The organism is Haloplanus sp. CK5-1 (assembly GCF_037201915.1).
Lineage (GTDB): Archaea > Halobacteriota > Halobacteria > Halobacteriales > Haloferacaceae > Haloplanus > Haloplanus salilacus.
In genome coordinates, this window is the sequence record NZ_CP147505.1 from 2,699,829 (window position 1) to 2,713,607 (window position 13,779).

The 13,779-nt window shown below is 70.9% G+C and carries 13 protein-coding genes and 1 pseudogene; 4 read left to right on the forward strand and 10 right to left on the reverse strand.

Annotated elements, in window-relative coordinates; genetic code table 11:
* The first annotated feature begins 67 nt into the window (after window positions 1–67).
* The 4 genes from NBT81_RS14295 (at window position 68) to NBT81_RS14310 (ending at window position 5,198) form a co-directional block, all read left to right on the forward strand.
* Window positions 68–1,459 carry an aryl-sulfate sulfotransferase gene (locus tag NBT81_RS14295; RefSeq protein WP_338739521.1) on the forward strand — a complete coding sequence of 464 codons (1,392 nt, stop codon included), beginning with the start codon at window positions 68–70 and terminating at the stop codon, window positions 1,457–1,459.
* A 76-nt stretch (window positions 1,460–1,535) separates the two neighbouring features.
* Window positions 1,536–3,989: a dihydropteroate synthase gene (gene folP / locus NBT81_RS14300; protein ID WP_338739522.1), complete on the forward strand. Its 2,454-nt coding sequence runs from the start codon at window positions 1,536–1,538 to the stop codon at window positions 3,987–3,989.
* Window positions 3,990–4,019: 30 nt separating this feature from the next.
* Window positions 4,020–4,790, forward strand: coding sequence for an NRDE family protein (locus tag NBT81_RS14305; protein WP_338739523.1), 771 nt, complete (start codon window positions 4,020–4,022; stop codon window positions 4,788–4,790).
* 57 nt (window positions 4,791–4,847) lie between these two features.
* Window positions 4,848–5,198, forward strand: a complete 351-nt coding sequence (locus NBT81_RS14310; protein ID WP_338739524.1) for a MarR family transcriptional regulator — start codon at window positions 4,848–4,850, stop codon at window positions 5,196–5,198.
* A 74-nt stretch (window positions 5,199–5,272) separates the two neighbouring features.
* On the opposite strand, the gene psmA is transcribed toward NBT81_RS14310, so the two are convergent.
* From psmA to NBT81_RS14360, 10 genes and pseudogenes are all read right to left on the reverse strand, one after another.
* Entirely contained in the window at window positions 5,273–6,031 is a 759-nt protein-coding gene (gene psmA / locus NBT81_RS14315) for an archaeal proteasome endopeptidase complex subunit alpha (RefSeq protein ID WP_338739525.1), read from the reverse strand.
* A 244-nt stretch (window positions 6,032–6,275) separates the two neighbouring features.
* A pseudogene (locus NBT81_RS14320) lies at window positions 6,276–6,611 on the reverse strand (Rpp14/Pop5 family protein); the annotation flags it as partial.
* A complete protein-coding gene (locus NBT81_RS14325; RefSeq protein ID WP_338739526.1) occupies window positions 6,608–7,312 on the reverse strand; it encodes an RNase P subunit p30 family protein in 705 nt (234 codons plus the stop codon). The gene NBT81_RS14325 and the pseudogene NBT81_RS14320, both read right to left, overlap by 4 nt.
* A 122-nt stretch (window positions 7,313–7,434) precedes the next feature.
* Complete coding sequence (locus tag NBT81_RS14330; RefSeq protein WP_338739527.1) at window positions 7,435–8,565, reverse strand: M20 family metallopeptidase; 1,131 nt, start codon at window positions 8,563–8,565, stop codon at window positions 7,435–7,437.
* Window positions 8,562–9,443: a diaminopimelate epimerase gene (gene dapF, locus NBT81_RS14335; protein WP_338739528.1), complete on the reverse strand. Its 882-nt coding sequence runs from the start codon at window positions 9,441–9,443 to the stop codon at window positions 8,562–8,564. Before dapF ends, NBT81_RS14330 begins: the two co-directional genes overlap by 4 nt.
* The gene (gene lysA / locus NBT81_RS14340) at window positions 9,440–10,735 is read right to left on the reverse strand and encodes a diaminopimelate decarboxylase (protein WP_338739529.1); all 1,296 of its coding nucleotides are present in this window, start codon (window positions 10,733–10,735) and stop codon (window positions 9,440–9,442) included. The genes dapF and lysA overlap by 4 nt, the downstream gene beginning before the upstream one ends.
* The gene (locus NBT81_RS14345) at window positions 10,732–11,565 is read right to left on the reverse strand and encodes a 2,3,4,5-tetrahydropyridine-2,6-dicarboxylate N-succinyltransferase (protein ID WP_338739530.1); all 834 of its coding nucleotides are present in this window, start codon (window positions 11,563–11,565) and stop codon (window positions 10,732–10,734) included. The genes lysA and NBT81_RS14345 overlap by 4 nt, the downstream gene beginning before the upstream one ends.
* Entirely contained in the window at window positions 11,562–12,350 is a 789-nt protein-coding gene (dapB, locus tag NBT81_RS14350; protein WP_338739531.1) for a 4-hydroxy-tetrahydrodipicolinate reductase, read from the reverse strand. The genes NBT81_RS14345 and dapB overlap by 4 nt, the downstream gene beginning before the upstream one ends.
* Complete coding sequence (dapA, locus tag NBT81_RS14355; protein WP_338739532.1) at window positions 12,350–13,252, reverse strand: 4-hydroxy-tetrahydrodipicolinate synthase; 903 nt, start codon at window positions 13,250–13,252, stop codon at window positions 12,350–12,352. The genes dapB and dapA overlap by 1 nt, the downstream gene beginning before the upstream one ends.
* Before the next feature lie 243 nt (window positions 13,253–13,495).
* Window positions 13,496–13,753, reverse strand: a complete 258-nt coding sequence (locus NBT81_RS14360; protein WP_338739533.1) for a hypothetical protein — start codon at window positions 13,751–13,753, stop codon at window positions 13,496–13,498.
* Between the last annotated feature and the right edge of the window lie 26 nt (window positions 13,754–13,779).

Sequence of the window (13,779 nt, forward strand, 5' to 3'; positions counted from 1 at the left end):
TGACTCCGTCACCCCGCCCCGGTGTCGAACCGTAAGCCATTCCCCCGGACCTCCCTCAGCGAGACGCGTGAGCCGCCCCCGAGTCACTCGACCGACGCTTCTTCGACTCGCCGTCCTGGCGGTGGTGTGTGTGCTCCTCCTCCCCTCGGCAGCCTCGGCGTTGACCTACGACCCCGCGGAGGACACGAACCTCGAACCCGGGACGATCGAGCGCCCAGCCGACGGCTCGACGGTCATCAGTGCACAGGGGTACACGTTCCGTGGGAACACGAACCCCAAGAAGCCCGCACGCCTCGTCTCCGTCGGTCCGGAGGGTGACCTCGACTGGACGCACGACGACACCGTCGGTGGCGACGCGTGGTTCTTCGAGGTCGATCCCATGCCCAACGGGAACCTGCTCGTCTCCTCGCCACGAGCGGGCGACACGGTTATCTTCGAGTTCGACCCCGGCACGGAGGAACGCGTCTGGCAGGAGCGCTTCGACATGACGGACACGCACGGCGTCGCCTCCCTCGGCGACGACCGCATCGCCATCGCGAACATGCGAGCGTGGAACGAGTCGACCGGCGTCAGCGAGGACCGGATCGTCGTCTACGACCGCTCGACCGGGGAGGTCACCTGGGAGTGGAAGTTCAAGAACCACTACCCCGCGGGCACCGACGGCGGGTACAGCGCCGACTGGACCCACGTCAACGACGTCGAACCGATCGGCGACGACCGCCTCCTGCTGTCGCCGCGCAACTTCGATCAGGCCATCGTCGTCGACATGGAGAGCAAGGAGATCGTCGAGCGTCTCGGGAGCGACGACGACTACGACGTGTTGCGCGAACAGCACAGCCCCGACTGGCTCGAGAGCGAGAACGGGACGCCGACCATCCTCGTCGCCGACAGCGAGAACGACCGCGTCGTGGAGTACGCCAAGGAGGACGGGGAGTGGGTCCGGACGTGGGAGGTGGGTTCGGAGTCGCTCAACTGGCCCCGGGACGCCGACCGCCTCCCGAACGGCAACACGCTGATCACGGACACGCTCAACCACCGCGTGATGGAGGTGACGCCGACGGGCGAGGTGGTCTGGGAGTACTACGCGACGTGGGGGCCGTACGACGCCGAGCGCCCGGTCCACGGCGACGACTCCAACGGGCCGACGATCCGCGACATGAACGCGAGTGGGAGTTACGCCATCACCGGGAGCGCGAACCTCACCACGGGAACGGAGGGATCATTCGTCGCGGGCGGCCTGCGCACGACGTTCGAGGGGACGCCCGTGGAGGGAGTGGCCGACGAGGTGGCGACCCGGTGGGCACACGTGCTGCCGTGGCTCCGCCCCGTCTGGATGTCCGAGTCGGACGTCGTCGCGGCTATCGGCGCGCTCCTGGTCGTCTTGGGTTGGACTGGGGAAGAACTGCTCGTGCGGCGACGACGGATCGGGAGCCACGTTCGGCGACTCGCGGATCGCTGAGGGCCACGCAGCCCCGGGGTATGGTGACGCTACCACGACCCGTGAGACTAAAACCCTCCCCGCACGGAATCGAGTCATGGACTATCACGCCGCTGCGGACTTTCTCTCCGACCTCCGCCGGTTCGCAGTCGAACCGGGGACGGAGTCGGTTCGGGATCTGTTGACGCGCCTCGACGACCCACAGGCGGGCGTCACGTTCGTCCAAGTCGCCGGCTCGAACGGCAAGGGAAGCACGGCGCGTATGACCGAGTCGATCCTGCGCGAGGCCGGGTACCGAGTCGGGCTCTACACGTCGCCACACTTCGACGACGTCCGCGAGCGGATCGGGGTCGACGGTCGGAAGATACCCGAATCGGCAGTCGTCGAGTTCGTCGACCAGGTACGCCCGTTCCTCGTCGATCGGGCGGTCGAGGGGGAACCCCTCACTTCCTTCGAGACGCTCACCGCGATGGCTCTCTGGCACTTCGGCCGTTCGGACGTGGACGTGGCGGTGCTGGAAGTCGGGATGGGCGGCCGCCTCGACGCGACGAGCGTCGTCGATCCCGTCGCCGCGGCGGTGACGGCGGTGAGCCTCGAACACACCGAGGTCCTTGGCGAGTCGATCGACGACATCGCCGCCGAACAGGTGACGGTCGCACCCGACGACGCGCCGTTGGTGACGGGCTCGGCGGGCGAGGCACGCGACGCCGTCCGCCGGCACGCGCCCGACACCGTCGCCGTCGGGACCGCTGCCGAATCACCGGACGTGACCGTCCGCTACGACGGCCTCGTCAACCACACCGAGGCGGCGGTGGGGATCGCCGGCGACGACTGGGGGATCGAGACACGGGTTCCGATGCCTGGATCGTATCAGGCCCGGAACGCCGGCGTTGCGGCCGCACTCGCCCGGCAGGTGGGCGACGTCGTCGAGGGGAGCGTGACCGAGGCGCACCTCGCCCGCGGCATCAGGAGCGCCCACTGGCCCGGGCGGTTCGAGGTGATGGAGCGCGAGCCGCTGGTCGTCCTCGACGGCGCACACAACCCCGGCGCGTGTGCGGCAGTCGCCGAGACGCTCGGCGAGTACGACTACGACGACCTCCACCTCGTCTTCGGGTCGATGCACGACAAGGACCACCAGTGGATGGTCGACGAACTGCCGTCGCCGTCGTCGGTGTGGGCCTGCGCGCCGGCCCACGAGCGGGCGGCCGATCCCGCGGTGCTCGCCACTGCCTTCGAAGCCGGCGGGACCGCCGACGCGACCGCCGCACCCACGGTGTCGGCGGCGCTTTCCCGTGCCCGCGAGGCGGCCGCTCCCGACGACTGTATCCTCGTCGTGGGGTCGCTGTTCGCCGTCGGCGAGGCGCGGCGGACGTGGTCCCGGCTCGCCGTTCCCCGGGAGGTCGACACCGTCGACGACGCGCGGACGACCCTCGACCGCTCGAACTCCGACGCGGACGCTACGGTCGCCGAGGACAGTGTCCACCGGGTCGCGACCGTCCGCCTCGACCGCCGGGAGGCGCGAGCGATCGACCGCGCCGCCGGGCGGGCCGGCGCGACGGCGGTGACTGCCGACTACCGGACCGGGCGCGAACTCCGGCCGGCGGTGCTCTCGGGGACGCGGACCGAACTCCGATCCCTCCTCGCCGCGGTCGGCGACGAGTACGGCGGCGTCGCCGACCGCCTGCGTGAGGCCGTCGGTCTCGGGGCCGACACACCGACCCACGGCTACCCGTGGGAGGAACGCCCGTCGGTGATGGGTATCCTGAACGTGACGCCGGACAGTTTCCACGACGGCGGTGACTACTTCGATCCGACGGCTGCGGTCGATCGCGCCGAGGCGATGGTCGAGGCGGGTGCGGACGTGATCGACGTGGGCGGCGAGAGCACGCGCCCCGGAGCCGACCCGGTGTCGGCCGCCGAGGAGATAGAGCGCGTCCGCCCGGTGATCGACGCCCTGTCCGACCTCGACGCCCTCGTCTCCATCGACACCCGCAAGGCCGAGGTGGCGCGGGCCGCCCTCGACGCCGGAGCCGACGTCCTCAACGACGTGACTGGGCTCGCCGACCCGGAGATGCGCTTTCTCGCCGCCGAGTACGACGTGCCGGTCGTCGTGATGCACAGCATCGACGCGCCGGTCGTCCCCGACAAGACCGTCGCCTACGACGACGTGGTGTCGGACGTGATCGACGAACTCGCCGAACGGGTGGCGCTCGCCGAACGTGCCGGCCTCGACCGAGAGAAGGTGATCGTCGACCCCGGCCTCGGCTTCGGCAAGGAACCGGTCGAGGAGTTCGAACTCCTCGACCGCCTCGGCGAGTTCCGGGCGCTCGGCTGTCCGGTCTTGGTCGGCCACTCCCACAAGTCCATGTTCGGCTACCTCGGGCAGGGTGCGGACGAGCGCCTGCCGGCTACCGTCGCGACGACGGCGCTCGCCGTCGACCGGGGGGCCGACCTCGTCAGGGTCCACGACGTGCCCGAGAACGTCGCCGCGGTCCGAGCGGCCGTCGCGACGGCCGACGCCGAGTCGACGCCCGAGGACTGGCGGGCGTGATTTAACACGCCGGCTCACCTACCCGACGCCGTGTGCACGCTCACGCTCGCCTGGCAGGTGTTTGCGGACGCGCCGGTCGTCGTCGCAGCCAACCGCGACGAGCGATCCGACCGAGCCTCGGAGCCACCGTGCCGGACCGGGTCGGATCCGGCGGTCGTCGCCCCCCGTGACGCCGAGGCCGGCGGCACGTGGATCGGACACAACGACGCCGGACTGTTCGTCGGGATCACCAACCGCCCGACAGAGGGGACCCCCGCCGAGCGATCCCGGGGGTTGCTAGTCGACGACGCCCTCCGAGAGTTCGACGCGCGGGCGGCCGCCGAACTCGTCGAACGCGCCGTCGACGCCGACGCCTACGACGGGTTCAACCTCGTCGTCGCCGACGGCGAGAGCGCGTTCCTGTTCGAGTGGGACGGCGACTTCCGGCGGACGCGACTCGGCCCGGGCGTCCACGTCGTCGTCAACAACGGGGCGGCCCTCGGCGGCGGCGGGCACGTCGCCGACGCGTTCGTCGTACCGGAGGGCCCCGCCGCCGAGTGTGCGACCGAACGCGCGGACGACGCTCGCGCGGTCCGGGCGGCGCTGACACCCGAACCCGGCGAGGCGTCGGCGGCGTGGCTCGACCGGGCCGGGGACGTCCTCGCCGACCACGACGTCGGCGTCTGCATCCACGCCGAGGGCTACGGCACGCGGTCGTCGTCCCTCCTCCGCCTCGGCAAGACACCCGAGTATCTGTTCGCCGACGGACCGCCCTGCGAGACGCCGTACCGTCCGGTCGACGCGGGTGAAGGTCAAGTTTAAACACGTCCCGGCGATTTGTCCGGGTATGTTCCGGACCGACGGTACGGAGGTGCGTCGATGAGCGCGAGCGATACGGCGGACCTCTCGGCCGACGAACGTGCGGCGCTTGATCTCGTCCTCGAGACGCGGGGGATCCACCAGAGCGATCTGTGGAAGGAACTCGACATCTCCTCGCGGAAAGGGAGTCGGATCGCCGAATCGCTCGTCGAGAGCGGCCTCATTCGGCGCGAGGAGACCGTCTACCAGGGACACAACACCTACTACCTGATGCCGACGGTCGAGGACCTCGATTTCGCGATGCTGATGGCCGGCGACATGCTCTCACCGTTCATCGGCGAGGAGGAAGTCGACCCCCGGAGCGACGCCTTCTCGCAGTGGCTGATGAACCTCGCGTACGAGGAGTACTGAACACACGGTAGTCGGGTCTGGTCGTCGGACCGAACGGAGAAGGTGAGGGAGGATAGTCCGCGGGACCGAGGCCGTTACTCGTCGTCGTCCGCGTCCTCCTCGCTCGGGAGGAGGTCGAAGTCGTCGAGGTGTGCCTCGATCTCGTCGTTGTCGAGTTCGTGGAACGCACCCGACTCGGTGGTGATGCTTGCCACGTCGACGCCGGACGGTTCGAGCGTCCCCTCGTCCGCGGAGGCGAGTGCCCGGAGCGCGAGGGCGATGCCGCCGTCGAGGTCCAGGTTGTCGCCGTAGTTCTCCTCGAGGTACTCCTGGAGGTCACCACGGTTCGCACCGATGGAGACGGCCTTCCACTCGTAGGGCGTCCCCGAGGGGTCGGTCTCGTAGAGGCGCGGTTCGCCGTCCTCGATGCCGCCGACGAGGAGGGCGACGCCGAAGGGGCGGGCACCGCCGACCTGCGTGTACTGCTGGATGTGGTCGGTGACCTCCTTGGTGAGCGCTTCGATTCCGATGGGCTCGCTGTACCGGAGGCGGTTGACCTGTGCCTGCCGGCGAGCGAAGTCGATGAGCTGTCGCGCGTCTGCGACGTGCCCGGCGCTCGCGATACCGGCGTGGTCGTCGGCCTTGTGGATCTTCTCGACGCTCGTCGGCTCCATCAGCGGCGACCGGGAGCGCTTGTCCGCCGCCAGTACCACGCCCTCCTCGGTTCGGACGCCGATGCTCGCTGTTCCTCGCTTGACGGCCTCTCGTGCGTATTCGACCTGGTAGAGGCGGCCATCGGGCGAGAAGATGGTTATCCCGCGGTCGTATGCCTGTTGTTGGGCTTGTCCCTGCATTGTATCACGTTGACTCTGACTCGAAATCGAGTGCGGCCGTCTCCGGGTCTCGGTCGGTGTGACGTCTGCTCCGGTCGCGGATCGCCGATCCGACGGTCACTCCCGAACACGACGCGTCTCTCGGTCGCTACTCCGGCCCGGGCTCCTAAATACCTTTCTTACTCGGGCCCTATCGCTCGATACTTCCGGACGCGTCGACGCTCCGGCGGTCGCGACCCCGTCATCGCTCCCCGCTCAGGAACGCTTCACACCCTCGAACGGTCCCCGACACGCCGCGGACCCACAGGCCGACCGGGTCCTCGTCGACGGCGTCCACGCAAGCGAGCGCCGCCCGCCCGGACGACACCTCGCCGTGGCGGGCGCGGACGACCGCCTCACCGTGCCCCGTCTCGCCGTCGAACCGGTAGCGCAACACCCGGAGGTCGGCGTCCGCGCTCCCGGCGTCGCCCAACAGGTTGCCAGCGGCGTACCACACCGCCCGCTGGAACGCCCGCCGCGGGACGTCGACGCCGGATGGCGTCTCCAGTTCGACGGCGAGATACCGCCAGCGCGGGCGGAGATGCTTCGGCAGGTGTTTCATCCGCTACCCCCGCTCCCGTCGCCGTCGTACCGTCCCCGTTCGACGCCGGGTTCCACGAACGACTCGGACCGTCGGTGCCGATTTCGAGCCGCGAGATCACCCCACTCCCCGAGGCCCGCCCGGATCGTATCGGGGTCGAACCCAACCGCCTCGCCGACGGCGACGAGTTCCCGCGGCGCGCGCACTTGGAGGCGCGACGCCGCGTTCGCGCTGACGACGAACGGCGCGTCCGCGTCGGCGACGAGTTCGCGGAGTTTGCGCAGGTCCCGCAGCGCCCGCACCCGCCGCCCGCCGGTCGCCCGGAGGACTGGTCCGAGGTCGAACTCGATGCGGACGCCGTGGGTCGCCGCCGCGTTCGCGAGGACGTGGTTCACGTCGCCGTCGTCGGCCATCGGGCGGGTGAGCACGTCGACCCGGTCGCTCTCGACTGCGAAGCGATTGAGGCGGTCGGTGCCGCCACGCACACAGAGGATCGTGTGGTCGGGGCGGCGCCCGCCGACCGCGCCGCTCGCGTGTTCGGGGTCGGACGCCACGATCTCGACGGCGTCGACGACGTCGATACCCGTCGCCTCGCGGAGCGCCGCGTGATCGGGTGTGGCGTCCCGTGCCCGGAGGACGACCCCCTCGTAGCCCATCCGGGCCGTGGTTGCGACGAGGCGCTCTCCTCCCTCATCGCCGTCGACGTGGACCGCCTCGTACATGGGCGGACCGATGGGGCCCGGGCGCTTGGGGGTTGCGCTTCGTACGGATTGTTGTAAGTCATTACGCATGAGTGGACGGACTGCCTCGGCGACTCGCCGGTGAACAGTCACGACAAACTGTATCAGTACAGCGCCGCCAGTCCGTCGGTCAGCGCCGTCGCCGCCCGCCGCACGTCCTCGATCCGGACGTACTCCCTGTCGGCGTGGGCGACGGGTCCCGTCTCGTCGGCGAGGACGCCGGGGCCGAAGACGACCGTCGGCGCTGGCGTGAAGTAGGAGGCCTCGGTCGCGGCACCGAAGGGGCGGACGGTCCCACCCTCGCCGTCGGTGACACGGTCGGCCGCAGCCGCGAGCGTCCGGACGATCGGTTCGTCGGCGTTGGTCGCGAACGCCTCGAAGAAGGGCGTCGGGCGCTCGGTCAGGTCGAAGGAGACGCCGACCGTGTCGGGTGTGGCGTCGTCGACGGCCGCCTCAAGGTCGGCCCGGAATCCCTCGGCCGACTCCGGGGGGACGCTCCGGCGGTCGACGGTGATCGCACAGTCGGCGGGCACCTGGTTCGTCGCCTCGCCCCCCTCGACGACCGTCGGGGTGAGCGTCGCCGGGCCGAGGTCGGGGTGGGGCTCGCGGTCCGCGTCGAAGGTTCGGACCGCGCCGAGTGCGCCCTCCGCCGCGGCGACGGCGTTGGCTCCCGCCTCCGGTTCGGCGGCGTGGGCGTTGCGCCCGGAGAGGGTGATCGTCCCCTCGAACCGGCCCTTCGCGGCCGTGCAGACGTCCAGCCCGGTCGGTTCGCCGACCACGTACGCGTCGGCGGCCCCCCGAGGCGCCTCGCCATCGACGCCCGGCAAGACCGAGAGGTCGAGCGCCGCCGCACCCGTCGAGTACACCTCCTCGTCGGGCGTGACGGCGAGGGTCAGTCGCCCCCCTCCAGGGTTGACCGCGAGAAACGCCGACAGGATCGCCGCGAGCGGCCCCTTGGCGTCACAGGAGCCACGGCCGTGGATCGGCCCCTCCTCGTTGTCGCGGCGGTACGGGACGTGTGGCGACACGGTGTCGATGTGGGTGTTCAGGACGATGTGTGGCGATCCAAACCCCCGCGTGGCGAGCGTGTTGCCCGCGTCGTCGACGAGGGGGTCGATTCCGTTCTCGCGGAGCGTCTCGACGAGGAACTCGCGCATCTCGCCCACGTCCTCGTGTGACTCGATCCGGACGGCGGTATCGAGGAAGGCGATGGGATCGAACTCGTCGTCGGTCACGCCACGTCCTCCACGTCGACGTCGAACTCGCGTTCGACCGGCCCGGTCAGGGTCGCAGGGCCGTCGTCCGGGACGACGATCACGAGGTCGCCCCCCGGCGGCGACACCCGAACCGGCCCGTCGGTCTCCAGGCGGCCGGTGCGCTTCGCGGCGGCGACAAGCGCGACGGCACCGGTGCCACAGGCCAGCGTCTCGCCCTCGACGCCGCGTTCGAAGGTCCGCTGGCGGAACGCCGCCGGTGCGCCGGGCGCGCCCTCGCGGGCGTCGTCGTCGATTTCGACCCGCGAGGCGAGCGTGACGTTCGCTCCCTCGGGGAAGATGGTCGCGTGACGCACCGGCGGCGCGACCGCATCGAGGTCGACCTCGTCCACGTCGTCGACGAACGCGACGGCGTGGGGGACGCCCGTGTTCAGAGCGGTGACTGTCAGCCCCTCGATTGGCGTGTCGATCAGCGGCCCGCCGGCGTCGTGAGCCAGCGGGACGTCCGCGGGGTCGAACGAGGGTCGTCCCATCTCGACGGTGACGCCCTCGCTCCGGACGACGGCGTGGCGGTCGCCCGCCGGCGTCCCGATCACGACCTCCCGTTCGCCGGTCTCGCGGGCCGCCCACGTCGCGGCGACGCGCGCGCCGTTGCCACACATCGCCGCGACCGAGCCGTCGGGTTGGACGAGCGTCATCGTCACCCGAACGGGCGAGGCGGTCGGATCGAGGTCCAGAAAGAGGACGCCGTCGGCGCCCGTCCGCTCGCCGCCCACGCCCGTCTCGCGGTCGCAGTGGGTCGCCGCGAACGCCGCGCGGTCCGTCACCGGCGCGTCCGCCGGTACGACGAGGAAGTCGTTCTCCGTCCCGTGGAACTTCTCCGCCCGGATGGTCATCATCGGTCGCCCTCCAGTGCGGTGAGCGCGTCGAGCGACTCGCGTTCGCGGGCGAGCCGTGCGGTTCCGCCCTCCAGCACGACTTCCGCCGGACGGGGGCGAGAGTTGTACGTACTCGCCATCTCGTAGCCGTACGCGCCGGCGTTGCCGAGGGCGAGCAGGTCGCCGCGTTCGGGGGTCGGGAGCGGTCGCTCCTCGCAGAACAGATCCGCCGTCTCGCAGACGGGGCCGGCGACGGTGACCGGGAGCTCCGCCCGGCCGTCGGCTGCGAGGTTCCGGATGGCGTGGTAGGCGTCGTACATCGCCGGGCGCAACAGGGTCGTCATGCCGGCGTCGACACCGGCGACGACCCCGCTCTCGTCCCCGCCGCCCTCCTTCACCGTGTTCACTCGCGTCAGGAGGACGCCCGCGTCGGCGACGACGTAGCGGCCGGGTTCGACGGCGAGGACGGCGTCAACCTCGCCAAGCGCCTCGCGGGTGGCGTCGGCGACGGCCGCGATGTCCAGGGGCGGTTCGGCCTCGCGGTAGGGGACGCCGAAGCCGCCGCCGACGTCGACGAACTCCAGGTCGCCCACCTCGCGGGCGAGTTCGCCCATCCGCGCGACGAGTTCGCGGTGGGCGTCCAGGTCGTCGCCGGAGATGCCGCTCCCGGCGTGGGCGTGGATGCCGACCACGTCGAAGTCGGCACGGGCGTCGGCCAGAAGCCCGGGGACGCGGTCGTACGGGACGCCGAACTTGGCGTGGCCGCCGGTCGTCACCTTCTCGTGGTGGCCGGCCCCGACGCCGGGGTTCACTCGGACCGCGAGTCGGCCGTCGAAGCCACGGGAACGGAGGCGGTCGAGCGTGTCGGCCGCGCCGGCGACGACGGTCAGGTCGGCCCCGTCACGCCAGCGGTCGAGGACGATATCGAGGTCCCCACTCGGCGGGTTGACAGCCGTGTACTGCACCTCGCGCCCCTCGAAACCGGCGTCGAGGGCGCGAACCACCTCGCCGGCGGAGGCACACTCGGCACCGAGGCCGGCCTCTCGGACCGTCCGGAGGACGGCCCGACCGGTGTGGGCCTTGACGGCGTAGCGTACGTCCGCGTCGCCGTCCTCGTCACCCGCGTCGAACGCCCGACGCAGACGAATCGCGTTCTCCCGCACTCGGTCGAGGTCGGTGACGTACAGCGGTGTGCCGTGTTCGGCCGCCAGCCCCCGCAAGTCGGGGGCCGTCCAGTCGGCGAGGCGTCGTACGGCGGGACCCGTCGGCCCGTCCGTGGCGTCCGCAGCGTCGCCGACCGCCTCCTCGCTCATTCCCGGAGCGCCTCCTCCCGCCTCGTGGCATCCCGCGTCTCGGCCTCGATGTCCATCGCGACGACGGCGGGCTTGTACGCTCCGCCCGCGAACAGGTCGTGGTCGCCGATGGAGGACTCCACCATCCGGGTGAACGCCCGGCGCTCGGGCGGCAGACGGCCGTAGACGACTTCCTCCTCGACGAGGTCGTAGACGGGGATGCGCGGCGAGAGGAGCGTGTTCTCGCCGACGACGGTGTTCTCGCCGACGACGAACCCGGAGGTGACCCGGCACCCCGCTCCGAGCGAGGCGCCGTCCTCGACGATCACCGGCGCGTCCTCGACGGGTTCGAGGACGCCGCCGATCAGCGTGTTCGCGCCGAGTTTGACGCCCTCGCCGATCTGAGCACAGGAGCCGACGGTGTCACAGGAGTCGACCAGCGTCCCGTCGCCGACGTGTGCGCCGACGTTGACGAAGGAGGGGCTCATCATGATGCAGTCGCTCCCGAGGTACGCCCCGCGTCGGATCGTCGTGCCGTCGGGCGTGTTTCGGGTGCCGCGCTCCCCGAGGTCGGTCGTCTCCCGCAGGGGGAGGACGTCGTGGTAGTCGACGCCGCCGTACCCGCGGGCCTCGGTCGGCCGGAGGCCGAAGTTGAGCAGGATGCCACGCTTGACCCACTCGTTGACCTCCCACTCCCCGCCGCGCTTCTCGGCGGCGCGAACCTCGCCCGCCTCGAGGGCGTCGAGGAAGGCGTCGAGGGTCGCACGGTCGTCGTCGGTCGCCGTCTCGGCGTCGACGGCGTCGTCGTCGTAGCGGTGCCACAGGTCGGATACGTCGGATTGGAGCGTCATAGCATGTCCTCGAAGTCGTACGCGCCGGCCGGTCGGCCGGTCAGCCACTCGGCAGCGTCGAGCGCACCCTCGGCGAAGACGCCGCGGGACTCGGCGCGGTGCGTGAGCGTCAGCACCTCGTGGTTCCCCGCAAGTAGTAGTTCGTGTTCCCCGGTCACGTCGCCGGCCCGGCGGGCGTGGACCCCCACCTCGCCGTCCTCGCGGGGCTGTTCGCCCTTGCGGCCGTGGACGCGGTCGCTCCCGTCGGACTCCGTCCGACTCCCCGAGGAGCGTGGCTCCTCGCGCACCTCGTCCACGTCGTCCAGAATCGTCAGCGCGGTGCCCGAGGGGGCGTCCCGCTTGCGGTTGTGGTGGGTCTCGGTGAGTTCGACGTCGTACGCCGGCACCGCGGCGACGGCCTCGCGGATCGCTCGCCGGAGCGCCGCCACGCCGCGAGCGAAGTTGGCCGCGCGGAGGACGGGCGTCGACTCGGCGGCGGCCGCGACGCGGTCGAGTTGCGCATCGGAGAAGCCCGTGGTGCCGACGACGGCCGCGACGCCCGCCTCGGCGCAGGCCTCGACGTAGCGCACGCTCGGGTCGGGGACGGTGAAGTCGACCAGGACGTCCGGGTCGCGTTCGTCCAGTAGACGGGGCAGGTCGGCCTCGTCCTCGACGTCGTACCCTTCGACCGAGTCGACTGGCGAGCGGTTGACCGCGAGGGCGACTTCGACCCCGTCGCGGTCGCTCGCCGCCGCGAGCACCTCCCGGCCCATGTGGCCGCCGGCACCGGTGACCGCGAGACGCATCACCCGTCGACCTCCAGCGGTTCGAGGTCCGCGAGGACGGCTTCGAGGTCGGCGCGGTACTCCTCCGAGAGGCGGGTGAGCGGCGAGCGGACGTTGCCCGGCCCGTAGCCGCGGATGGCCATCGCCTCGTTGACCGGGATGGGGTTGGTCTCCCAGAACAGCGCGCGCATCAGCGGACCGAGGTCGTGGTGGACCTCCCGGGCGCGTTCGTAGTCGTCGTCGAGCGCCGAGTGGACCATCTCGACGGTCCGCTCGGGTTCGATATTGGCGACGACGCTGATGGTGCCCCGGCCGCCGACCGAGAGAGTCGGCAGGATGAGGCCGTCGTCGCCGGCGAGGACGGCGAACTCCTCGTCTCGGGTGCGCTCGACGACTTCGGAGACCTGCGCGAGGTCGCCACTCGCGGCCTTGTACCCCCGGATGTTGGGGTGGGCGGCCAGTTCGACCGCCGTGTCGACCTCGATGTTCCGGCCGGTTCGCCCGGGGACGTTGTAGACGATCTGGGGCACGTCCACCTCGTCGGCGATGGTCCGGTAGTGGTCGTACATTCCCGCCGGTTCGGGCTTGTTGTAGTACGGCGAGATGAGGAGGAGGGCGTCGGCCCCGGCGTCCGCGGAGCGACGGGAGAGCGAGAGCGCTTCGCGGGTGTTGTTCGACCCGGATCCGGCGATGACGGGCACGCGGTCGCCGACGGCGTCGATGACCGCTTCGACTACCTCGATGTGTTCGTCGTGGGAGAGGGTCGCGCTCTCGCCGGTGGAGCCGACGGGGACGAGGCCGTCGACGCCGGCGTCGGCGAGACGTCGGGCGTCGGTCCGGAGCGTCTGGAAGTCGATACTGCCGTCCTCGTGGAACGGCGTCGTCATGGCGGGGTAGACCCCGCGGAACTCGGATAGCGTCATTTGCTTTGGATGGGGTGGCTGCGCTGTTAGTCGTGTCGGAACTGGGCCGGCCGGAGAGCGCCCGGGACGGGGTCGCTACGCCCGCCGCGAGCGAGGCTACCGGCCGCGTTTCTTCAGGAGAGTCACGAGGCCACGCGCCGCTGGCGAACCGTCGGCGACGACCGGGACGCGAGGCCGGATCACAGTACCAAACGGACGGTGAACGGATTTATACTTTGTGTCCGAGCGAGCTCCCGCCACCAACTACTCGTCGCCGTCGGACTGCCCCGGTTCCCCCACCGCCTCGACCGGCAAGACGTCCCCGAGTTCGGACTGCAGTTCGTCCGGGCCGTGGAAGGCGTCGCTCCCCATCTCCGAGACCAGTTCGCCCAAGTTCGCCTCGCTGTCGGCGAAGGTCACCGTCACGTCGACCAGTTCGGCCGCGGCGTCGTCCCGAGTGACCGGAAATTCGAGCCGCTCGAACGTCGACTCGACCCGGCTCAGTTTCACGCGTTCGCCCATACCCCGGGGTTCGACCTCGGGACACT

Coding starts and splice junctions, on each gene's coding strand:
- NBT81_RS14310 (WP_338739524.1), top strand. CDS start 4,848: ATGAGCGCGAGCGATACGGCGGACCTCTCGGCCGACGAACGTGCGGCG.
- psmA (WP_338739525.1), bottom strand. CDS start 6,031: ATGCAGGGACAAGCCCAACAACAGGCATACGACCGCGGGATAACCATC.
- NBT81_RS14345 (WP_338739530.1), bottom strand. CDS start 11,565: ATGACGCTCCAATCCGACGTATCCGACCTGTGGCACCGCTACGACGAC.
- NBT81_RS14360 (WP_338739533.1), bottom strand. CDS start 13,753: ATGGGCGAACGCGTGAAACTGAGCCGGGTCGAGTCGACGTTCGAGCGG.
- dapB (WP_338739531.1), bottom strand. CDS start 12,350: ATGCGTCTCGCGGTCACCGGTGCCGGCGGCCACATGGGCCGGGAGGTG.
- folP (WP_338739522.1), top strand. CDS start 1,536: ATGGACTATCACGCCGCTGCGGACTTTCTCTCCGACCTCCGCCGGTTC.
- dapF (WP_338739528.1), bottom strand. CDS start 9,443: ATGATGACCATCCGGGCGGAGAAGTTCCACGGGACGGAGAACGACTTC.
- NBT81_RS14325 (WP_338739526.1), bottom strand. CDS start 7,312: ATGTACGAGGCGGTCCACGTCGACGGCGATGAGGGAGGAGAGCGCCTC.
- lysA (WP_338739529.1), bottom strand. CDS start 10,735: ATGAGCGAGGAGGCGGTCGGCGACGCTGCGGACGCCACGGACGGGCCG.
- dapA (WP_338739532.1), bottom strand. CDS start 13,252: ATGACGCTATCCGAGTTCCGCGGGGTCTACCCCGCCATGACGACGCCG.